This window comes from uncultured Selenomonas sp. (assembly GCA_905372355.1).
Classification (GTDB): Bacteria; Bacillota; Negativicutes; order Selenomonadales; family Selenomonadaceae; genus Selenomonas.
This window is the reverse complement of the sequence record CAJPOT010000023.1, coordinates 1-21962: the sequence shown is the minus strand read 5'-3', so window position 1 is coordinate 21962 and position 21962 is coordinate 1. Positions and strand designations below refer to the sequence as shown.

The following is a 21962-nucleotide window of genomic DNA, read 5'->3' as shown; positions in this document are numbered from 1 at the left end:
CTCGTCGGGCTCATAACCCGAAGGTCAGAGGTTCAAGTCCTCTTCCCGCAACCAAGCAAGTTTGCCGATGGGTTGATGACTCATCGGAGAAAGTAAATAGAGTCGGCGAAAGGCTCGACCTGCTTCTTTGCAAGCAGGTCGAGCCTTTTATCGTGGCATCGTGGGCACGGTGCGCCGCTCTCGCCAGTCGATCGTTTGCGCCTTTAGCCTGACTTTTGAGGGTTCAGCAAAAAGCTCCTGCTTAGGATTGAAAGCCTTGGCGGTCTTGTGGTACAATAGGAGCGGATTGGTTTTTTGAGAAGGGAGGACGGGCCGAGATTTTTTCTTTTCCTTCATGGAAGGGGGAGCGCGTCCAGTGGCGGCGGGAGGTTTTGGGCGGCGTGCTGACGGCGCTCGCTCTTCTGGCGGCATTTGCCGTCGTGCCCGCACTTTGGGCGAGGGCGGGTGCGCCTTTTGTCGGAGCTTATGCGGCGACGCTTCTCGCTGCGTGTTTGGCGACGCTTGCTGCGGGGCTTTTTGCGCGTCAGCCGATCGTTGTCGCGCCTGCGCTCGGCATCAACGTCTGGCTCGCCTACGGCGTCATTTATCCGCTCGGCGTCGCGTGGCAGGAGGCTCTTGCCGCATGCTTTATAGCCGCGCTCCTCGTCCTTCTGACGGTGACTACGCCGCTTCGCCGCATCTTCCTCGCGTCGATGCCGCGTGCAATTGCAGAGGCGGCGCGCGGCGGCGTGGGTTTGCTCGTCGTCTTTACAGGGCTTCAGATGGGCAAACTCGTCGTCGGCTCGCCGCTGACGGTGACGATGCTTGGCAGCCTTTCTGAGCCGGCGGCGTTCGTCGCGCTCGCAGGCCTTGCGGTATCGCTCGCCTTTTGGGCGATGGGCGTTCGTGCGGCGGCGTTCTGGGGCGTTCTTTCGGCTGTGCTGCTCGCTCTCTTCGAAGGCTTCCTCGTTTTGCCCGAGGCGCCGTTCCTGCTGCCCGAGGGGCTTGATCGGACGGCGTTTGCACTCGATTTTGCACATCTTGCAGAGCTTTCGGGCGTCGTTCTGGCGCTGTGGCTTTTCCTCTTCTTCGATACGTGCGGCACATTCGCCGCACTCGGCGAGGCGGAAGAGGTGCACGGGCTTGCCGAAACGCGCACGCTCCTCGCGCTTGCCGCAGGAAATGTTGTCGCATCGCTCTTCGGCGCAGGACCCGTCACCTTGGCGAAGGAGTCCGCGGCGGCGCGTGCCGTCGGCGCGCGCACGCCGCTCGCTGCCTGTGCGGCAGCAGCCGTTCTGCTTCTCGCTCTGTTCCTGGAGCCTGTGGCGGCGGCTGTTCTCGACTTTCCGGCGGTTCTCGCGCCGCTCCTCATCTTTTCCGGCTGTTTGCTCCTCAAGGGGCTGCAGCTCGACTGGCAGCAGACGTCGGAGCATGTCGCGTTCTTCGCCGTGCTTCTCGTGACGCCATTGTCCTCTAGTCTTGTTGCAGGACTGGGCGCAGGGATGATCGTCTATGTTTTTTTGGAGGTCTTTTCGGGACGAGGGAAGAAGATTCATCCGGCACTGTTCTTTTTCGCGGGGGCTTTCTCGCTTTATTTCGCGTACTATACGCCGTGATTTCTAGGAGGAATTGCATTGGGTTTCAAGGGGTCTTTTCAGGGTAAGGCAGTTTTGACGGCGCTCGTGCTCGGCACATTTGCTTTTTCGCTTCCATCGGCGGCGGACGCCAGACGCCTGCATGATCCGCAGGTGGAAACGAAAGTGGAAATGCATCAGGGCATTGAGCAGGGCAGGACGAAGGAGACGAAGGTTCAGGCAGCGCACGCGCAGCAGCCGCTTTCCGAGCGCATCAAGGACATTTTGAACCCTCCTGCGCCCGAAAAGAAGCCGGTGGAAAGAACGCCGGGCGAAAGAACGCCGGGCGTTCTCGTGACGGCACCGCGCACAGCGGACGCCATCTTGGGCGCGGCGATGGCGACGGAGAAGCAGTGCGTCGATTATCTGCTGATGAACAACCCGCATCCGGACATCTCCGTTTCGCCGGAAGCGCTCGTTTCGTATTATTATAAGGAAGGCGCACGCGAGGGTGTGAGGCCCGATGTGGCGTTTGCGCAGGCGCTGAAGGAAACGGGCTTCTTCCGCTACGGCGGCACGGTCACGCCCGACCAGAACAATTACTGCGGCCTCGGCACGACGAGTGCGACAGTCAAGGGCGCGTACTTTTCCACGTCGGAACTGGGTGTGCGCGCGCATATCCAGCATCTTTTGGCCTACGCCTCGACGCGCCGTCCTGCCTCGCCCATCGTCGATCCGCGCTACGACCTTGTGCGCTCGACGTACGGCGCTCGCACGCTCGGCACATGGACGGATCTCAATGGACGTTGGGCGGTGCCTGGCCATACATACGGTCAGAGCATCATGCAGCTTTTCCGCGACATCCTGCGCCAGTGAATATATTTCACGGGCATGGAACGCGCGGCTCTTTTGCAAGCGAAAAAAACAGTATAGGGAAGGTTGAGGATCGGATCTTATGATTAGTACAAGCGGACTGACGCTGCAGTTTGGCAAGCGCGTTTTGTTCAAGGATGTAAGCATCAAGTTCACGCCGGGCAACTGCTATGGCATCATCGGCGCGAACGGCGCGGGCAAGTCGACGTTTCTGCGCGTCCTTGCGGGCGACATCGAGCCGTCGAAAGGCTCGGTCGACATCACGCCAGGCGAGCGCCTTGCCGTGCTCAAGCAGGATCACTACGCCTTCGATGAGGTCGAGGTTTTGCGCACGGTCATGCTCGGTCACGAGCGTCTCGTCGCCATCATGGATGAGAAGGATGCGCTCTATCAGAAGGAGGACTTCTCCGATGCCGACGGCATGAAGGCCTCGGAGCTTGAAGCGGAGTTCGCCGACATGAACGGATGGGATGCAGAGCCTGAGGCGGAGCGCCTCTTAAACGGCCTCGGCATCGAGCCTTCGAAGCATCACAAGAAGATGGCAGATCTTACGGACAAGGAGAAGGTGCGCGTGCTCTTGGCGCAGGCGCTTTTCGGCAGTCCCGATGTGCTGCTCCTCGATGAGCCGACAAACCATCTCGACATCGAGTCGATCAACTGGCTCGAAGCCTTCCTCGATGACTTCCCGAACACGGTCATCGTCGTCTCGCATGACCGCCATTTCCTCAATGAGGTCTGCACCTATATCGCTGACGTGGACTTCGGATCGATTCAGCTCTATGCGGGCAATTATGATTTCTGGCTCAAGTCGAGCCAGCTCGCCCTGCAGATGGCGAAAGATGCGAACAAGAAGAAAGAGGAGAAGATCAAGGAACTGCAGACCTTCATCCAACGCTTCAGCGCCAACGCCTCGAAGTCGAAGCAGGCGACCTCGCGCAAGAAGCTGCTCGAAAAAATCACGCTCGATGACATCAAGCCATCCTCGCGCCGCTATCCCTACATCGCCTTCACGCCCGACCGCGAGGCGGGCGACCAGCTATTGCAGGTCAGCGGCCTGACGAAGACGATCGACGGCGAGAAGGTGCTGAATAACGTGAGCTTCACGCTCAAAAAGGGGGACAAGGTCGCCTTCGTCGGCCCGAATTCCGTGGGCAAGACGGCGCTCTTCGAGATCCTCATGGGCAATATGGAGGCGGATGCAGGCACGTTCAAATGGGGTGTGACGACGACGCAGGCGTACTTGCCGAAGGACAACAACGAATTTTTCGATGACGTCGACCTGAACCTCGTCGACTGGCTGCGCCAGTATTCGCGCGACCCGGACGAGTCGTTTGTGCGCGGCTTTCTGGGACGCATGCTCTTTTCGGGCGAGGAGAGTCAGAAGAAGGCGAAGGTCATCTCGGGCGGCGAGCGCGTGCGCTGCATGTTGTCGCGCATGATGCTTTCGGGCGCGAACGTGCTGCTTCTCGACGAGCCGACGAACCACCTCGACTTGGAGTCCATCACGGCATTGAACGACGGACTGATCGCCTTTTCGGGCACGGTACTTTTCGTTTCGCACGACCACGAGTTTATTCAGACGATCGCAAATCGCATCATCGACATCACGCCTGAGGGCGTTGTCGACCGCGTGACGACATACGATGAATTCCTGGAAAACGAGACGGTGCGCCAGCAGATCGAAGAAAAGTACGGCAAGAAGAGCTAAGGCAAGGCTTTTGCCGTCCGGCATGGCGATGGGTGCTCTTCCGAGGGGGGATACGATGTTCGCAAAGGCTTTTCGCGAAGCGTGGCGCAAGGAGGATCAAGGCTCGGCGACGCGTCTGCGCGAGATGGTTGAAGTCCTGCGCGCGCGCGACATCGTGCATGGCATAACGCCCGAGAAGCTGCGGCTGATCTTGGAAGATCTCGGACCGACTTTCGTGAAACTCGGGCAGATCATGAGCATGCGTCCGGATTTTCTGCCGCAGGAATACTGCGATGAACTTATGAAACTGCAGACGGAGGCGAACCCCCTGCCGTTTTCCGTCATAGAGAAGGTCATCGAGCAGGAGTATCAGCGTCGCTGGACGCGCATCTTCCGCTCGATTGATGAAGAAGCGCTGGGTTCAGCTTCGATTGCGCAGGTGCACTGCGCGGTGCTCCTGGACGGTGAGAAGGTCGTCATCAAGGTGCAGCGACCAGGCGTGCACGACATCATGAGCAAGGACATCGTGCTCTTGAAGCGCGCGGCGGGCATCTTGAAGATCCTTGGCCCTGCGCAGGACGTCGTGGATTTCAGCATGGTGCTCGATGAGCTTTGGGCGATTGCCAAACAGGAGATGGATTTCGTCATGGAGGCGAACCACATCGAGGAGTTCCGCCATGCGAATCAGGATGCCGACTTCGTAAGCTGTCCCAAGGTCTATCGCCATTTGACGACGCAGCATGTGCTCGTCATGGAGTACGTCGACGGCATACAGATTGACGATGTGGCGGGACTCAAGGCGGCGGGCATCGACGTGCGGCGCATCGGCGAGCGGCTCGGTGAGAATTACGTCAAGCAGATCGTCGAGGATGGCTACTTCCACGCCGACCCGCATCCGGGAAACATCTGGGTGCGCGGCGGTAAGATCGTCTGGCTCGACCTCGGCATGATGGGGCGTCTGTCGAACAAGGATCGCGCGGCAATCCGCAAGGCGATCTTCGCTCTGGCGCAGCATGACGTCTTCGAGATGAAGGCGGCGGTGCTCTCACTCGGCGTGCCGCAGGAGCGCATCGACCATGCGAGGCTCTATCAGGACATCGACGCGCTCATCGCGCAGTATGGCGATCTCGATTTCCGCTCGCTGAAGATGGGCATACTCTCGCGTCAGATCATGAACGTTCTGCGCTCTCATCACATTGCGATTGCGCCGGGCATCAGCATGTTCTGCCGCGGCGTCATGACGATCGAGGGCGTCATGCGCCTCGTATGCCCTGAGGTCAGCTTCGTTGAGATTCTGGCGCGCAGTATGGAACTGAGCTTTGCGAAGGGATTCAACTGGCGCGAGGAAGCCGGCAAGGCGAAGCGTGAGGGCTACATCCTCTTGCGCAAATCCTTGCAGCTGCCCGAGCAGATCTCGGACATTCTGAAGATGACGCTGAGCGGGCAGACGAAGGTCAATCTTGAGCTTACGGGCGCCGATGAGCCGCTCGCGAGGCTCAACAAGATGATCAATAAACTCATCATCGCCCTCCTGAGTGCGGCGCTTCTCCTTGGCTCAAGCACGATCTGCACGACGCAGATGACACCGAAGATCATGGAGATACCGTTTCTGGGCGTCTTGGGCTATCTGGCGGCGATCGTGCTCTCGGCGCGGCTCCTGTGGAGCATATTGCGCGGTCATTGACGAGGCTGCCGTTGATTGGGGAAATGCGCGAAATGCGCGTTTTCTTTGGGGCTTTAATGCTAGGAAGAGTAGGATAGGAGGGATTCCCATGCGTGGGATCAGGGGTGCGATCACGGTAGAAAAGGATACGAAGGCTGAGATATTTCAAGCGGTGAAACTCATGGTCATGGGTATGTGCCGCACGAACAAGATTGATCCTTCAGACATCGGAGCGGCGATTTTTTCCGCGACGCCCGATCTCAAGTCGGCATTTCCGGCTGCGGGTGCGAGATTCTTGAAAGGGTTCGATGCAGTGCCGCTTTTTGACACGCTGGAGCCGGAGATCGAAAATTCTTTGCCGCGCTGCATACGGGCGCTCTTGCTCGTTGATACGGACAAGCCGCAGAGTGAGATTCGCCACATCTACCTGGGCGGCGCCATTTCGCTGCGCCCGGATCTTCAAGTGGAGGAGTAGTGCGTACTATGTGCCAATGTGGTATATGACGAAGGGAGCGATTCGATCATGAAAAAAGAAATCATCACGGAAAATGCGCCGAAAGCGATCGGCCCGTACTCGCAGGGAGTTCGCACGTCGGGCGGCTTCATCTTCGCTTCGGGGCAGATTCCGCTCGACCCACAGACGGGCGAACTCGTCGCGGGCGGCATTGCCGAGCAGACCGAGCGCGTGCTGGAAAACCTCAAGGCCGTTCTCGAAGCCGCTGAATGCTCTCTGGAAGATGTTGTTAAGACAACAGTCTATCTGAAGGACATCGAGGACTTCGCGGCGATGAACACGGTGTACGCGAAGTATTTCAAAGTTTGCCCGCCTGCACGCGTCTGCGTCGAGGTGGCGCGACTGCCGAAGGACGCGCTCATTGAGATCGACTGCGTCGCTTCGGAAGGGCAGAATTATTCCTATTGATGCGTCGCTGCAATAAAACAAGCCGTTGAATCTTTCGATTCAGCGGCTTGTTTTATGATATATCAGTTCGGATCCTTGTGCACAGATCAGATGGCACGCTCGACTTTGCCCGAGCGCAGGCAGCGCGTGCAGACGTTGATATGCTTCGTCTCGCCGTTCACAATCGCGCGTACACGCTGGATATTCGGCTTCCACTTGCGCTTCGTCTTCAAATGCGAATGGCTGACATTCATGCCGGACATCTCGCCCTTTGCACAGATTTCGCAAACACTTGCCATGGGGTACACCTCCTTCGCGGCGCAGTTAAGGAATCCCTGATAAATTCAGCACCGCCATCTTGACGTATCTTTTCCGCCCTCTCTGCGTCGACAAATCCTCCGCATAGCACCACTATGCGTCCGGTTCGTCTCCTTGATCGAACGAAAAATCTGCGCCAATCTGACGGACTTCATTTTATCAGTGCTTCCTAATCTTGCGCCATAGACAACAAGGGTATTTTAGCACAAAGTGCAGGGAAGCGCAAGCTGTTCTTGCAGATTCACGGATAATTCGGCGCGAGCAGTTTTCATTTCAGTAGCGCTTCCTTGAGATTTCGATAGGCTCTTGTATAGTAGGCGCCGTTCTGCGCCTCTCGGTGGTCGAAACCGTAGGCGCGGCGGCTGACGGCGAGGATGGGGGGCGCTTGGATGCGCTTGGCGACGGCGAGACCGGAAAATAGGTTCCACCAGCGTTCAAGGTCGGCGACGAAGTCCTTGGGGGTCTGGAAATATTTCTTCACGAGGCCTTTTTCGCAGCCGATTTGCTGCTCAAGCGTGCCTTTGACGTACCAATCGAGGATGTCTTCGGGCGTCGCCTTTTCCCAGCGCTCGACGAAGGCGCGGAACAGATAGTCGTGGTACGGATAGAGCAGCGGATCGCCCTTGCCCTCGTCGACGTTCTGCGCATCGGACAGTTCGGCGCTCGGCACGATGTCGATCGTCGCCTGCGGCACAACTTCGCGCTTGAAGATATGCTCGTTCATGTAGCGTGCAAGATCGTAGACCTGATGCTTCCAAAGGTCGGCGAGGGCGGCGAGGAAGCCCGCCTGGTCGCCGTAGAGCGTCGAGTAGCCGACGGTCGTCTCCGCCTTGTTTGCGTTGCACGAGAAGCCGCCGCCGAAGGCTGCGGCGAGGGCGGCGAGGATGCGCGAGCTGCGGTCACGCGCCTGGATGTTCTCGGCGAGGAAGGAGGAGACGGCAAGCGTCTTCTTTTCTCCTGTCTTCAGAAGCTCGATGGGCGTCGCTGCAATCTGCTTCATCGTGTGCTGTACGGACTCTTCGATGGGGAAGACGGCGTAATAGCAACCGAGGTTTTCGGCGAGCGCGTGTGCGAGATCCTTCGTCGTCTCGGAGTTGAAGCGGCTCGGCATGTTGATGAGCAGGACGTTTTCTGCGCCGAGGACGCTCGTATAGAGCGCGGCGGCGACGGCGGAGTCGATGCCGCCCGAGGCGCCGACGACGACCTTCTTCATGCGGATGCTGTCGAGAAAATTTTTGACGCCGTAGGAAAGCGCTTCGTAAATCTGGGCGATTTCGGTCTTCTTTTCGGGCGTGAGGGCAGGGAGCGAGGCGATTTCTTCGACATCGACATAGTGCAGCCCTTCCTCGTAGGATGGAGCGGCGGCGACGCATAAACCTTCCGCGCTGTAAACGGCGCTCGCACCGTCGAAGGTGTAGACAGTCTTGCCGTTGTTCTGCAAGCCGACGTTGTTGACGTAGATGAGCGGCGCCCCTGCCGCCTTGGCTGCGGCAGAGAAGAGACGCTGGCGCTTCTCGTTCTTCCCGAGCGTATAGGGGGAGGAGGAAATGTTGACGTAGAAGTCCAGATCCTCGTATTCTTCGAGAAGTTTCATCGGTGCCGTCTCGTAATTGTCGCTCCAGCCGTCTTCACACAATAGGCAGCCGATCTTCCAGCGTCTGCCGTGAATCTTCAGCGAGACGGGAGAAATCAGGCTCTTGGGCGTCGTGCCCAGCTCGCGTGCGAGCTTCTGCAGGCTGAAGAAGTGGCGTGTGTCGTCGAACTCCCGATAGTTCGGCAGGAGCGTCTTGATGACGAAGGGGTAGGGCATTGCCTCGGGATGGCAGAGCTTTCCTTCGCTGGCGACGAAGCAGGCGTTGTACTTGCGCGGCCGGCCGTCATTGTTTTTCTTCGTCCAATCGACGGCGACGCTGCCGAAGATGACGGCGATGCCGTGCGAGGCGGCGATGATGTCGGCGGCGCAAGATTCGCAGTCGCGCAGGAAGGCGTCCTGCTCCCAGGTATCGCCGAGCAGATAGCCGGGAATCGCCATCTCGGGGAAGATGACGATGTCGGCATGATTCGCTTTCGCTTCTTCCATCTGGCGCAGCATGTTCGCGGTATTGGCGTCAGGCCGTCCGGGCTGTATTTCCATCTGTGCGGACGCGATTTTCAGCAAGGGGAAGCACCTCTTTCCAAGTTGGGACTTTGCATCAGGCGTTGGCTTCGATTTTCTCAACGATGAGACGCTGCACCCAGGGCGGCGGCAGACGGCGGCCTGCATTCCACTCCTGTACCGTACGATAGGGAGCGCCCAGAAGCTCGGCCAGCATCTTGATGTTCAGACCTGCCTGTTTGCGTGCATATTTGATGGGATTGTTTTCGCGCTCGATGATCTCCCGATAAGCGTCAGTGTCAGCTGCGACGAGGCTCACGAAGCCTTTTTCGCCGGCAGACAAAGTGTCGAGGGGGGCAGGCAGGGGGATGGCGGCGTGCTCGTCCTCCATATCGCACAAGATCAGGGCGAGTGCATCGGCGGCGTTCTCCAAAGCTTCAGGCTGATTTTCACCAGCGGTGAAGCAGTTCTCGATATCGGGAAAAGTCACGTCATAGACGTGTTCTTCCTCATCCCAGCGAAAGATTGCAGGAAAAGCGTATTTGCTCATGTTTCAAGCCTCCTGTCAAAAAGTGTGTCGAAGCGTATTCTCATCACGGCTGCTGGATTCCAGCTTGTTTCAAAATTTTCTGCACCGTTCCAGTCGGAATTTCCCTTTTGTGCCGCCAAACGACGAATACGCGCCCCGTGATCGGACTATAATATTTATCGTGCCTGCCGCCATGTTCGACCATCGTGCAAGCATGATTTTTGAGGATCCTCAAAAGCTCAGATGTTTTCATGATCGACTTCTTTGATAAGTTCATCATATACCTTTTGTGTTTCAACGTCAACAATGATACACATAGAAGGTGTATTTTCTCCCGCTGATGCGCTTCTTTTGCTTCGGCCATAGGAGTTCTCGTGAACCTATGGTATAATAGAGTCTGCATCCGAAGCAGCTTTTTGCTTGAGATTGCGGATGCAGAAACGGTGAGCGATATGAAGGGGCAGAAGAAGACGAATGCGGCGCGGATTCTCGACGGGCTGTCGATTTCGTACGAGCTGCGGAAGTTTCCCGTCGACTTGGACGACCTCAGCGCCGTCCATGCGGCCGAGATGCTCCATATGCCTGTGGAGCAGGTATTCAAGACACTCGTCGCCCGCACGGACAAGGCGGGCGTCGTCATGGCGTGCATTCCGGGCGCGGCGGAGCTTGACCTCAAGGCTCTCGCTAAGGCCGCCGCGAGCAAGAAGGCGGAGATGGTGCATCTCAAGGAAGTGCTTGCGCTCACGGGTTATCAGCGCGGCGGCTGCTCGCCGCTCGGTGCGAAGAAAGAGTATCCTGTGTTCCTCGACGCTTCGGCGAAAGCTTGGGACAAGATTGCCGTCAGCGCGGGCAGGCGCGGCGAACAGATCGTGCTCGCGCCCGCCGATTTGGAGCGTGCCGTCCATGCGACGACGGCGCAGCTGACGCGCTGAGAGAAGCGGCACAGTCGATGGAGAGAGATGAATGGAGTGAAGGAATTGAAATACAGCAGTACGAGGGGAAAGGCGGCAAGCGTCGCGTCGGCGAAGGCAATCATTCAGGGTTTGGCGGCGGACGGCGGGCTTTTCGTGCCCGAGGAGATTCCTGCGGTCGATTTGGACTTTATCGCAGGGATGCGGCAGCTTTCCTATGAGGAGCGTGCGGCACGCATTCTGGGACTCTTCCTTACGGATTACACGGCGGAGGAGCTTGCGGGCTGCATTGCACGCGCTTACGGGGGCGGCAAGTTTGACGACGTGCGCATCGCGCCCGTGCACGCGCTCAAGGAGTTCCCCGTATTGGAGCTCTGGCACGGGCCGACGAGTGCGTTCAAGGACATGGCACTGCAGCTTTTGCCGCAGCTTTTGCAGACGGCGCTCAAGAAGACGGGTGAGGATGCTGAGATTCTGATTCTCGTTGCCACGTCGGGCGACACGGGCAAGGCGGCGCTCGAAGGTTTTGCCGATGTCGATCAGATCAAGATCCTCGTGTTCTATCCGACGGGCGGCGTGTCGAAGATCCAGAACCTGCAGATGTGCACGCAGAAGGGCGCAAATGTCCGTGTCGTCGCGGTCAAGGGGAATTTTGACGATGCGCAGAACGGCGTCAAGGAGATTTTCGGCAACAAGGCCTTTGGAGAGAAGCTCGCCGCTGGGAACGTCAAGCTGTCTTCGGCAAATTCGATCAACTGGGGCAGGCTCGTGCCGCAGATCGTCTACTACTTCAGCGCCTATGCCGATCTCTTGGAAAAGGGGACGATTGCAGCGGGCGAAGCCATCGATTTCTGCGTGCCGACGGGCAATTTCGGCGATATTCTCGCGGGTTATTATGCCAAGCGCATGGGGCTTCCCGTCGCGAAACTGATCTGTGCGTCGAACAGCAACAACGTGCTGACGGATTTCCTGCAGACGGGCGTTTATGACAAAAAGCGCGATTTTTACAAGACGATCTCGCCGTCCATGGACATCTTGATTTCGAGCAATCTTGAGCGTCTGCTCTATCATGAAACGCAGAATGCGGCGCTGGTCAGGGGCTGGATGGAGGAGCTTGCCGCAAAGGGCAGGTACGAGGTCGGCGAGACTGTGCTGCAGAATCTTAAAGAGACGTTTTGGGCTGGCTGGGTCGACGACGTGGTGACGAAGGAGACGATTCGCGAAGTCTACGAAAAGGAGCATTATGTGCTCGACACGCATTCGGCTGTCGCGTATCGCGTGGCACAGGCTTATAAGAAGGCGACGGGAAGCGAGCGCCCGCTCGTCGTCGTCTCGACGGCAAGCCCGTACAAGTTCAACGAAAGCGTCTTGGACGCGCTCGGGGAAGAGCGTGCGGGACTCGACGAATTCGCGCAGCTCGACAAGCTCGCCTCCTTGAACGAAAGCCCGATTCCGCAGGGATTGGCGTCGCTGAAAACGGCTGAAATCCTGCATCGCGCAGTGTGCGAGAAGACGGAAATGCATGCTGTAACGGAAGCATTTGCGAAGAAATAAGGATTTGCAAGTGAAATTTCATAAATAAAAATTGAAAACAAGCAGGATTTCCCTAGAAAAGCGAGAAAGAGATGAAGAGAGCATGTTTGAAACTATATCTTAAATTCAACTTTTATGAAAGAGGTAGAGAAACATGGCAAAACTTGATCTGACAAAGTACGGGATTACCGGCGTGAAGGAAATCGTCCATAATCCGTCCTATGAACAGCTTTTCGAAGAAGAGATGAAGGCCGACCTCACGGGATTTGAGAAGGGAAAGCTCACGGAGCTTGATGCCGTGAATGTCATGACGGGCGTCTTTACGGGCCGTTCGCCGAAGGACAAGTTCATCGTCATGGACGAGAACTCCAAGGATACGGTCTGGTGGACCTCGGACGCCTATCCGAACGACAACCATCCGGCAAGTCAGGAGACGTGGGAAGAACTCAAGAAGATTGCGAAAAAGGAGCTTTCCAACAAGCGTCTCTTCGTCGTCGATGCTTTCTGTGGTGCGAACAAGAATACGCGCATGGCCGTGCGATTTATCGTCGAGGTCGCATGGCAGGCGCATTTCGTCAGCAATATGTTCATCCTGCCCTCGAAGGAGGAGTTGGAGAACTTCGAGCCGGATTTCGTCGTCTACAATGCGTCGAAAGCGAAGGTTGAGAACTACAAGGAGCTCGGACTTCATTCGGAGACGGCGGTCGCCTTCAATATCACGAGCCGCGAGCAGGTCATCATCAATACGTGGTACGGCGGCGAGATGAAGAAGGGCATGTTCTCGATGATGAACTACTACCTGCCGCTGAAGGGCATCGCCGCCATGCACTGCTCGGCCAATACGGATCTCGAGGGCAAGAATACGGCGATCTTCTTCGGCCTCTCGGGTACGGGAAAGACGACGCTCTCGACCGACCCGAAGCGCCTCTTGATCGGCGACGACGAGCATGGCTGGGACGACAACGGCGTCTTCAACTTCGAGGGCGGCTGCTACGCGAAGGTCATCAACCTCGACAAGGATTCCGAGCCGGACATCTACAACGCCATCTGCCGCGACGCTCTCCTGGAGAATGTCACGGTCGACGAGAACGGCAAGGTTGATTTTGCCGATAAGTCCGTGACGGAGAATACGCGCGTCTCCTATCCGATCGACCACATCAAGAACATCGTGCGTCCGATTTCTTCTGCGCCTCCGGCCAAAGAGGTCATCTTCCTTTCGGCGGACGCCTTCGGCGTGCTGCCGCCCGTCGCGATTCTGACGCCGGAGCAGATGGAGTATTACTTCCTCTCGGGCTTCACGGCGAAGCTCGCGGGCACGGAGCGCGGCATCACGGAGCCGACGCCGACGTTCTCGGCATGCTTCGGTCAGGCGTTCCTCGAACTGCCGCCGACGAAGTATGCACAGGAGCTCGTCAAGAGGGTGCGCCAGAGCGACGCCAAGGCATATCTCGTGAACACGGGATGGAACGGCACGGGCAAGCGCATTTCCATCAAGGATACGCGCGGCATCATCGACGCGATCCTGAACGGCTCGATCAACAAGGCGCCGACGAAGAAGCTCAAGTACTTTGAGTTCGACATCCCGACGGAACTTGCAGGCGTCGATACGAAGATCCTCGACCCACGCGACACCTATGCCGATCCGGCCGAGTGGGACAAGAAGGCGCAGGATCTCGCCGGTCGCTTCATCAAGAACTTCAAGAAGTACGAGACGGATGACGAGGGCAGGGCGCTCGTCGCTGCCGGTCCGAAACTCTAAGCAGCTTTCGGGCGGCTTTTGGGCGAAAGCGCTTCCAGCAATATCGTGATAGGAAAAAGGCGCGAAAAAGCGTGCCATGAAGAAGGAGCTCGCCTGCGATTCGATGCGGAGGCGGGCTCTCTTATGTTTTGCATCTTTCGGAGAGGGGGCGGCCATGGAGCTGCAGACGAGCCTTTTGGAGCTCAAAGGCGTCGGCGCGAAGAAATACGAGGCATTGAACAAGATCGGCCTCTTCACCGTCTATGACCTCCTGACCTATTATCCGCGCACATACGAAGACAGGCGCGTGCTGACGCCGCTCACCGCGCTCGCGGTCGGCGAGCAGCAGGCGGTCACAGGCGTCATCCGTCATATAGCCGAGAGGCGCACGGGGCGTGGCATTCATATCCTGAGCGTCGATATTGACGACGGCACGGGATTTTTGCAGGTCACGTTCTTCAATCAGAAGTTTCTCAAGGGAAAGCTCAAGGCGGGGATGCAGCTCTTTGCTGTCGGTAAGATTGATTATGCCTTCGGCGGGCGCGGCAAGAAGCAGATGAGCCAGGTCAAGGACTTCTCCCTGATGGAAAAAGGCGGGGAAGCGGCTCTGGGCATTCTGCCGGTCTATGCGGCTTCGGGCAGTCTGAATCAGAAGTTTTTCCGCACGCTTCTCACAGGAGTATTTCAAGGAATCGGTAAGATCGTGGAGACCTTGCCCGAGAGCATCTGCCAGCGCTATCGTCTCGTCGCGCGAGAAGAGGCGTATCGCGAGGTGCATTTTCCCGAATCGCCCGAGGCGCTGCATCTCGCGCGGGAAAGACTGATCTTCGAGGAGCTTTACCTCATCCAGTGTGGGCTTCTTCTCCTGCGTCGCGAGAGTCGTGAAAAAAAGAAGGGCGTGCGCCATCTCGGCGCGAGCCGCCTTTCGCGCGAGGCGCGTGAGGCTTTGCCGTTCCGCTTGACAGAGGACCAGGAAAAGGCGTGGCGCGACATTCGGCAGGACATGGAGCTTGCCTTGCCGATGCGCCGCCTCGTGCAAGGGGACGTCGGCTCGGGCAAGACGGCGCTCGCCCTCTTGGCGCTCGTCAAGACGGTGGAAAACGGCTTTCAGGGTGCATTCATGGCGCCGACGGAAATCTTGGCGCGTCAGCATTTCGATAAGTTCAGCGAATTGCTGCGAGATCTGCCCGTGCGTCTGCTGCTCCTGACGGGAAGATTGTCGAAGAAGGAACGCGAGGCGGCGTACGAGGCGATCGAGGCGCACGATGTCGATATCGTGATCGGCACGCATGCCTTGATCCAGGAGCCTGTCGCCTTCGCCTCGCTCGGCCTCGTCGTGACGGATGAGCAGCATCGCTTCGGCGTCGAGCAGCGAGCGACGCTTGAAAAACGCGCACACCTCACGCCCGACATGCTCGTCATGACGGCGACGCCGATTCCACGCACGATGACCTTGACGGTCTACGGCGATCTCGACGTCTCGCGCATCGAGCATCTGCCGCCGGGGCGCGTGCCCGTCGAGACCTTCGTGCGCACGCCCGACCGGCGTGATCGCATCTATCGCTTCGTGCGTCAAGAGATTGAAAGGGGCAGGCAGGCCTACGTCGTCTGCCCGCTCGTCGAGCAGAACGACACGCTTGGCCTGCCGTCGGCGCAGGAGGTCTACGAGGAACTCAGTGCGGGCGTGTTCCGTGAAGTGCGATGCGGCCTCGTGCACGGCAGGCTCCGAGGCAAGGAGAAGGAAGCCGTTATGGCGGACTTCCACGCGGGCGAGCTCGACGTTCTCGTGACGACGACGGTCATCGAGGTGGGTGTAGACGTGCCGAATGCGAGCATCATGGTCATTGAGAATGCCGAGCGCTTCGGCCTCGCGCAGCTTCATCAGCTGCGCGGACGCGTGGGCAGGGGGGCGCATCGTTCCTACTGCATCCTCGTTTCGGCGGCGCGAACCGCTGCGGCGAAGAAACGGCTTGCCCTTTTGGAGAGCATGCGCGACGGCTTCGTGCTCGCCGAGGAGGATTTGAAGCTCAGAGGCCCCGGTCAATTCTTCGGCGCGATGCAGCACGGCCTGCCTGATCTCAAGATGGCAGACGCCCTGCGCGACGTCGATATTCTGCTCAAGGCGCGTCGCGCGGCGCTCGAAACGATGGAAAGCCCCGCAATGCGCAAGGAGGTTGCTGAAATCCTGCGGCTTGAGTACAAGGGATTTTTTGCGAAGATCACGGAGGTCTGAAAAGACGTGTGCGGCTGCATCTTCGATACATCTCTCATAATGGTATGGGGAATAAAATAAAAAAGAAAGACCGTTTCTTGGCAGGAGTTTCCTGTGCCTTTGATGAATCTTATTGAAAGATACGAATTTCGCATTTACGGAGGAAGTTTATGGTAGAGGCAGCGGAGAAGTTCAAGCGGTATTTGCAGCGGCATAAGATTGACAGCTTTGAGCGCGAGGAGCTTGGCGATGAGCATGAGAGCGTGATTTTTCGCTCGACCGTTGAGGTGCAGGGACAGTATGTGCCGCTCGGGGTCATTTTCGACGATACAATCTATGTGATTGTACGAGCCAATCTTGCGCCGAAGGCACTGAATGATGACAACGCCTATGAGGTGACGAATTTCATCATGCGCCTGAACAACGGCAACAAACTGTTCAAGTATTATCTTGCGCCTGATACGTCTGTCATCCTTGACGCCTGCATCCCGATGACGCAGAAGAACTATTCGGCCGATCTCGTCAATACGATCGTGGGCGTCGTCGCACGGGAGGTCAGGAAGCGCCACAGCGAGTTCATGAGCTTGATTTGGCAGAAGGCTTGAGATGCGGAAATATTGCAGCCGTGTCGTTTGAGAGGTGATTTTGTGCTGAAGAAGGGAATAATTCTGGCGGGCGGCTCGGGAACGCGGCTCTATCCGCTGACAAAGGTCGTGTCGAAGCAGCTCATGCCGGTCTTTGACAAGCCAATGATCTACTATCCGTTGAGCACGCTGATGCTCGCCGGACTGGAGGACATCCTCGTCATCACGACGCCGCAGGACAGCACGATGTTTTCTGCTATGCTCGACGACGGCAGCCAATGGGGCATTCATATCTCCTATGCCGTGCAGCCGAGCCCGGACGGCTTGGCGCAGGCGTTCCTCATCGGCGAGAATTTCATCGGCGGCGACGGCTGCGCACTTGTCCTGGGCGACAACATCTTCTACGGCGCTGACCTTGCACGGCTTTTGCAGCGTGCGACGGCACGCGAGGCGGGCGCGACGGTGTTCGCCTACTACGTGCGCGACCCGCAGCGCTATGGCGTCGTGGAGTTTGATGAGACGGGGTGCGCTGTCAGTTTGGAGGAAAAGCCCGAGATGCCGCGCTCGAACTATGCGGTGACGGGGCTGTACTTCTACGACAACGATGTCGTTGAGATCGCGAAGGCGGTCAAGCCGTCGGCACGCGGCGAGCTTGAGATCACGGATGTGAACCGCACGTATTTGGAGCGCGGTGACCTTCAGGTAGAGAAGATGCGCAGGGGGTTCGCGTGGCTCGATACAGGCACGCATGAGTCGCTTCTGCAGGCGGCTACGTTTGTCGAGACAATTCAGGATCGCCAGGGTCTCAAGATCGCCTGCATCGAGGAGATCGCCTACCGCATGGGGCATATTGATGCGGAGCAGGTTCTGCGCCTCGCGCAGCCTTTGATGAAGAACGACTACGGGCGCTATCTGGAGCAACTGGTCAAGGGATAGGGGAACGAGAAATGAACGTGACGGAAACGCGCCTCAAGGGCGTCTTTATCTTGGAACCGCAGGTGTTCGGCGATGCACGCGGCTGGTTCATGGAGAGCTGGTCGAAAAAGAAGATGGAAGAGGCGGGTCTCTCCTACGACTTCGTGCAGGACAATCAGTCTTTCTCAGCGGAAAAGGGTACGCTGCGCGGACTTCATTATCAGAAGAATCCCATGGCGCAGGCGAAACTCCTGCGCTGCACGCGCGGCGAGATCTTAGACGTCGCCGTTGACATACGAAAGGGTTCGCCGCAGTATGCGAAGTGGGTTTCCGTGCGCCTTTCGGCGGAAAACAAGAGACAGCTGATGATTCCGCGTGGTTTCGCGCATGGTTTCATCACCTTGACGGATGACGTCGAGGTGCAGTACAAGGCGGACAATTACTATGCGCCGGAGTGCGACGGCAACATTCTTTGGAGCGATCCTGTCATCGGCGTTGACTGGGAGATCGCGCCGACGGTTCTTTCGGCGAAGGACGAGGCGGCGCCGCCGCTCGCCGAGCGGGAAGCTCAGCTCAATTTCGTCTATGGGGAGGAAAAGGCGTGAAGTATCTTGTGACTGGCGGCGCCGGCTTTATCGGCAGCAATTTCGTCCACTATATGATGAAGGCGCACGAGGACGCGGAGATTCTTTGCGTCGATGCGCTGACGTATGCGGGCGACTATGAATCTCTGCTCGATCTCGCAGAAGAGCCGCGCTTTCGCTTCGCCCACTGCAATATATGCGACCGCGAGGCGATTTACGCGCTCTTTCGCGCCGAGAAACCCGATGTCGTTGTGAATTTCGCGGCGGAAAGTCATGTCGACCGCTCGATCGAGACGCCGGAGATCTTCCTGCAGACGAACATCATCGGCACGAGCGTTCTCATGGACGCTTGCCGCGAGTACGGCATTTCGCGCTACCATCAGGTGTCGACGGATGAAGTCTACGGCGATTTGCCGCTCGACCGCCCCGATCTCTTCTTCACTGAGGAGACTCCCTTGCATACGTCGAGCCCGTATTCATCCTCGAAGGCGAGCGCCGATCTCCTCGTACTCGCTTATAGTCGCACATACGGCCTGCCCGTGACGATCTCGCGCTGCTCGAACAACTATGGCCCGTACCATTTTCCCGAGAAACTCATCCCGCTGATGATCGTCAAGGCGCTTGCCGACGAGCAGCTTCCCGTCTATGGCGACGGCGCCAACGTGCGCGACTGGCTCTACGTCGAGGATCACTGCCGCGCCATTGACCTCGTGCTGCAGAAGGGACGCACGGGAGAGGTCTACAACATCGGCGGTCACAACGAACGCGCCAACATCGACGTCGTCAAGGTCATCCTTCGCGCCTTGAAGAAGCCTGAGAGCCTCATCTCGTATGTGGCGGACAGGAAGGGACATGACCGCCGCTATGCGATCGATCCGACGAAGATCCATACGGAACTCGGCTGGCTGCCCGAGACGAGATTCGAAGACGGCATCGAGCGCACGATTGCATGGTATCTGGAAAACCGCGCATGGTGGCAGCATATCCTCGACGGCAGCTATCGAAAAGCGTATCCGAGCGCATGAAATTTTTTACAAAAAGGGCTTGCGCTTTTTGCTTTCGTGCTGTATACTAGCAAAGTAATTTGTCCACGGGGGCGTAGCTCAGCTGGGAGAGCGCTTGCATGGCATGCAAGAGGTCAGGGGTTCGATCCCCCTCGTCTCCACCATAGGGTATTTAAGCGGTTTTCTGCTTAGGCGCAGAAGCCGCTTTTTGTTTTAGAGAAAATACGGCAGGGATTCTCCTGTCGAAGGGAGGCTGCGGCATGGGCGAACTGCCGAGCATACATCAGTTGGAGTGTTTCATCATTTACGGCAAGGTTAGGAATTTCTCGCTTGCCGCACAGGAAGCGAACATCACACAATCGGCGTTCAGCGTGCAAATGAAGAAGCTCGAAGAGGTGGTCGGCGTCACTTTGATCCGCCGCTCGACGCGCGGCAGCGACTTGACGGAGGAGGGCACGACATTTCTGGCGAAAGCGCAGCTTTGCGTCGAGCAGCTGAGGGGCGCGGTGGCGGAGGTGCAGGAGAGCGTGAAGCGCAAGCCTGCCGAGCTGAATGTCGCCGTACTGCGCTCTCTGGGCGATGTTCACATGAATCGTCATGTATCGTACTTTCAGAAGCAGAATGAGAAGATCTGCCTCAATGTTTTTGAAATGGAGGAAGATGAGATTCGATGTGGGCTTCTGGAAGACCGCATCGACGTTGCCTCGGTATATCGCTTGGAAGAGATGAGTTTTGACGGATGGGAGTGCGTGCATTTTTCCGATGATGACATCGTTTTCTATGCACCTTGTCTTGCGCGCGCCGAAGGCGATGCAACGCGATCTTGGGCGGCGAAGCAGCCGCTCGTGTTTTATCCCGTGAAGTCGTCGATGAATCGCGTCTACGAGCGCTACTTCGGTGAAGAGATGCCCGTAGTGGCAGCGCGTCTTTCGACGCCGTATGCGATGGTGCATTTTTGCCGGGAAAATCCGGCGGGTGCGCTCTTGCCGCGCCGCTTCATCGAAGCGCTCGGCATCACGTCGGGTTTCTCTTCCTTTGCCCCCGCGCTGACACTCGACGCTGTGCTTGTATATAAGAAGGAAAACCCGCGTCTGCGCCATATTCGTACCTACGTTGAATATGTTCAGAAAATTTATCGGAGTACGGGTGAGATGTGAGTGTGGAGATCACGTTGAGGAATGACGTCGGGAGTTATCGCTTTTTGCGATAACTCCCATCTTTTTTATGCGCTATACAAAACGGAGGTCGATGCTTATAATCGGGTACAGTTCATTTTTAAGAAATCGCCGCAGCGCTAAGGAGCGCGTTCGGTAAAGAAAGGTCGTTGTTAAACGTGGAACATGAAAAGTTATGGACGAAGGAGTTCATTCTTGATACCTTGGTGAACTTCTTGATCTATATCATCTATTACATGCTCATGGTCATCATCGCATCCGAAGCGATCAAGACGCTCAACGCGTCGATGAGCGAGGCGGGGCTGGCATCCGGCATCTTCATCCTCGGCACACTGCTCGCACGCATGGTCGCCGGTCATTCCATCGAGCTTTATGGAAGAAAGTTCATGCTCTATGCAGGCATCATCTTCTATCTTGCGACGACGCTCCTGTATTTCTTCGTCGATTCCCTTTCCATGCTCTACATCGTGCGCTGTCTGAACGGCATCGGCTACGGCATCGCCTCGACGGCGACGAGCACGATCGTATCGAGCATCATTCCTGTGATGCGCCGCGGCGAGGGCATCAACTACTACGCCTTGAGCATGAGCCTCGCTGCCGCCATTGGCCCATTCCTCGGCATGCTCATGCAGCATACGATGACGTTCAATTACATCATTGATTTCTGCGTCGCCATGCTCGTCGTCTGCCTCGTTGCCATCGTCGCCCTCAAGGTGCCGGAGATGGAGCTTTCGGCAGAGAAGAAGGCGGAGCTTAAGAAGTTCAGCATCAGCAACTTCTTGGAGCCGAAGGTCACGTCCATTTCCATCGTGGCGTTCATCATGGGCATCAGCTATTCGAGTGTTCTGAGCTTCCTTGCGACGTATGCGCAGGAACTTGGTCTCATCGGCGCAGGCACGGTATTCTTCCTTGTCTACGCCCTGACGATCACGCTCGCACGTCCTGTTGCTGGCGTCATGTTCGACCGCAAGGGAGAGGACTTCGTGATGTACCCGACATATGCGTGTCTTGCCATCGGGCTTCTGCTACTGAGCGTCACGACGCAAAGCTGGACGCTTCTCCTCGCGGGCGTGTTCGTTGGTCTCGGCTACGGCACGTTCATGTCGAACGGGCAGGCGATCTGCGTGAAGCTCGTCACCGAGTATCGCATCGGCGTCGCCGTATCGACGTACTTCATCGCGCTCGACCTCGGTCTCGGCGTCGGCCCCTATGCGCTTGGCGCGTTCAAGGACGGCATTGGTTTCGAAGGCATCTATGCCGCCTGCGGTGTAGCCGCACTCCTTTGTGCAGGACTTTATTACCTGCTCTATGCGAGAAAGCGCGACGCTGCGCTCGTCGTGGAGATGAAGCTGGAAACAGAAGCAGAGTGAAAGAACAAAAAGGGGAGCTGCGGCAAGCGGCTCCCCTTTTTGTCCTATTCCAGTGGACAAAATGAAAGAAAAGAAAGATGTTGACAGGCGCGAAGTCTTCGTGTAGAATAGGTCAAGTCGCGAAGAGAGCGGACAGCAAGTGAAAGGTTCGGAGAAAAACGGCTCCTGAGTCCTGGAGGACATGAAAAACGGTGCTTGACAAAATTCACTGAAGCGAGTATACTGAATAGGCTAGCTCAACCGAGCGGCGAACAGCCGAAGTAATTCGGCGGTGTTCCTTGAAAACTAAACAATGCAGAAATGAATCATCTATATGA

Annotated in this window: 20 protein-coding genes, 1 tRNA gene and 1 pseudogene; 17 read left to right on the top strand and 5 right to left on the bottom strand. The window is 57.3% G+C overall.

Going from position 1 to position 21962, the window contains the following annotated elements:
- The first annotated feature begins 380 nt into the window (after window positions 1-380).
- The 6 genes from QZ177_RS09815 to QZ177_RS09790 all read left to right on the top strand — a co-directional run bounded on the left by QZ177_RS09815 (window position 381) and on the right by QZ177_RS09790 (window position 6698).
- The gene (locus QZ177_RS09815; protein WP_294177230.1) at window positions 381-1595 is read left to right on the top strand and encodes an NCS2 family permease; all 1215 of its coding nucleotides are present in this window, start codon (window positions 381-383) and stop codon (window positions 1593-1595) included.
- An 18-nt stretch (window positions 1596-1613) separates the two neighbouring features.
- Entirely contained in the window at window positions 1614-2429 is an 816-nt protein-coding gene (locus QZ177_RS09810; RefSeq protein WP_294177228.1) for a glucosaminidase domain-containing protein, read from the top strand.
- A gap of 79 nt (window positions 2430-2508) precedes the next feature.
- Window positions 2509-4134, top strand: a complete 1626-nt coding sequence (locus QZ177_RS09805; RefSeq protein WP_294177226.1) for an ATP-binding cassette domain-containing protein — start codon at window positions 2509-2511, stop codon at window positions 4132-4134.
- A 55-nt stretch (window positions 4135-4189) separates the two neighbouring features.
- The gene (locus tag QZ177_RS09800; RefSeq protein WP_294177223.1) at window positions 4190-5797 is read left to right on the top strand and encodes an AarF/UbiB family protein; all 1608 of its coding nucleotides are present in this window, start codon (window positions 4190-4192) and stop codon (window positions 5795-5797) included.
- Between the two features lie 88 nt (window positions 5798-5885).
- A complete protein-coding gene (aroH, locus tag QZ177_RS09795) occupies window positions 5886-6251 on the top strand; it encodes a chorismate mutase (protein WP_264918750.1) in 366 nt (121 codons plus the stop codon).
- Between the two features lie 48 nt (window positions 6252-6299).
- Complete coding sequence (locus tag QZ177_RS09790) at window positions 6300-6698, top strand: RidA family protein (protein ID WP_006192485.1); 399 nt, start codon at window positions 6300-6302, stop codon at window positions 6696-6698.
- A gap of 86 nt (window positions 6699-6784) precedes the next feature.
- Here the strand turns inward: QZ177_RS09790 and rpmB are convergent, their stop codons facing one another.
- The 5 genes and pseudogenes from rpmB to QZ177_RS09765 form a co-directional block, all read right to left on the bottom strand.
- Window positions 6785-6976: a 50S ribosomal protein L28 gene (gene rpmB / locus QZ177_RS09785; RefSeq protein ID WP_294177222.1), complete on the bottom strand. Its 192-nt coding sequence runs from the start codon at window positions 6974-6976 to the stop codon at window positions 6785-6787.
- Between the two features lie 25 nt (window positions 6977-7001).
- Window positions 7002-7150: pseudogene (locus QZ177_RS09780) on the bottom strand (secretion protein HlyD).
- Window positions 7151-7263: 113 nt separating this feature from the next.
- The gene (gene nadE / locus QZ177_RS09775) at window positions 7264-9153 is read right to left on the bottom strand and encodes an NAD(+) synthase (RefSeq protein WP_294177221.1); all 1890 of its coding nucleotides are present in this window, start codon (window positions 9151-9153) and stop codon (window positions 7264-7266) included.
- Between the two features lie 34 nt (window positions 9154-9187).
- Entirely contained in the window at window positions 9188-9640 is a 453-nt protein-coding gene (locus tag QZ177_RS09770; protein ID WP_294177220.1) for a type II toxin-antitoxin system HicB family antitoxin, read from the bottom strand.
- Window positions 9641-9683: 43 nt separating this feature from the next.
- On the bottom strand, window positions 9684-9983 hold the full coding sequence (locus QZ177_RS09765; protein WP_294177219.1) for a type II toxin-antitoxin system HicA family toxin: 300 nt from the start codon (window positions 9981-9983) through the stop codon (window positions 9684-9686).
- A gap of 10 nt (window positions 9984-9993) precedes the next feature.
- On the opposite strand from QZ177_RS09765, the gene ybaK reads away from it, so the two are divergent.
- The 11 genes from ybaK to QZ177_RS09710 all read left to right on the top strand — a co-directional run bounded on the left by ybaK (window position 9994) and on the right by QZ177_RS09710 (window position 21645).
- A complete protein-coding gene (gene ybaK, locus QZ177_RS09760; protein ID WP_009646822.1) occupies window positions 9994-10551 on the top strand; it encodes a Cys-tRNA(Pro) deacylase in 558 nt (185 codons plus the stop codon).
- A gap of 27 nt (window positions 10552-10578) precedes the next feature.
- On the top strand, window positions 10579-12084 hold the full coding sequence (gene thrC / locus QZ177_RS09755; RefSeq protein ID WP_294177218.1) for a threonine synthase: 1506 nt from the start codon (window positions 10579-10581) through the stop codon (window positions 12082-12084).
- Between the two features lie 133 nt (window positions 12085-12217).
- Window positions 12218-13822: a phosphoenolpyruvate carboxykinase (ATP) gene (gene pckA / locus QZ177_RS09750; RefSeq protein ID WP_009646797.1), complete on the top strand. Its 1605-nt coding sequence runs from the start codon at window positions 12218-12220 to the stop codon at window positions 13820-13822.
- Between the two features lie 154 nt (window positions 13823-13976).
- Window positions 13977-16034: an ATP-dependent DNA helicase RecG gene (gene recG, locus QZ177_RS09745; protein WP_009646839.1), complete on the top strand. Its 2058-nt coding sequence runs from the start codon at window positions 13977-13979 to the stop codon at window positions 16032-16034.
- Window positions 16035-16183: 149 nt separating this feature from the next.
- Window positions 16184-16618, top strand: a complete 435-nt coding sequence (locus tag QZ177_RS09740) for a hypothetical protein (RefSeq protein WP_009646867.1) — start codon at window positions 16184-16186, stop codon at window positions 16616-16618.
- Between the two features lie 42 nt (window positions 16619-16660).
- Window positions 16661-17533, top strand: coding sequence for a glucose-1-phosphate thymidylyltransferase RfbA (rfbA, locus tag QZ177_RS09735; RefSeq protein ID WP_037370547.1), 873 nt, complete (start codon window positions 16661-16663; stop codon window positions 17531-17533).
- 11 nt (window positions 17534-17544) lie between these two features.
- Window positions 17545-18117, top strand: a complete 573-nt coding sequence (gene rfbC / locus QZ177_RS09730; protein ID WP_009646862.1) for a dTDP-4-dehydrorhamnose 3,5-epimerase — start codon at window positions 17545-17547, stop codon at window positions 18115-18117.
- Window positions 18114-19121 (top strand): dTDP-glucose 4,6-dehydratase, encoded by a 1008-nt coding sequence (gene rfbB, locus QZ177_RS09725; RefSeq protein WP_009646809.1) that lies wholly within the window; start codon window positions 18114-18116, stop codon window positions 19119-19121. Before rfbC ends, rfbB begins: the two co-directional genes overlap by 4 nt.
- A gap of 67 nt (window positions 19122-19188) precedes the next feature.
- A tRNA-Ala gene (locus QZ177_RS09720) sits at window positions 19189-19264 on the top strand.
- Window positions 19265-19360: 96 nt separating this feature from the next.
- A complete protein-coding gene (locus QZ177_RS09715) occupies window positions 19361-20257 on the top strand; it encodes a LysR family transcriptional regulator (RefSeq protein ID WP_294177211.1) in 897 nt (298 codons plus the stop codon).
- A 176-nt stretch (window positions 20258-20433) separates the two neighbouring features.
- The gene (locus QZ177_RS09710) at window positions 20434-21645 is read left to right on the top strand and encodes an MFS transporter (protein WP_009646815.1); all 1212 of its coding nucleotides are present in this window, start codon (window positions 20434-20436) and stop codon (window positions 21643-21645) included.
- Window positions 21646-21962: the final 317 nt, after the last annotated feature.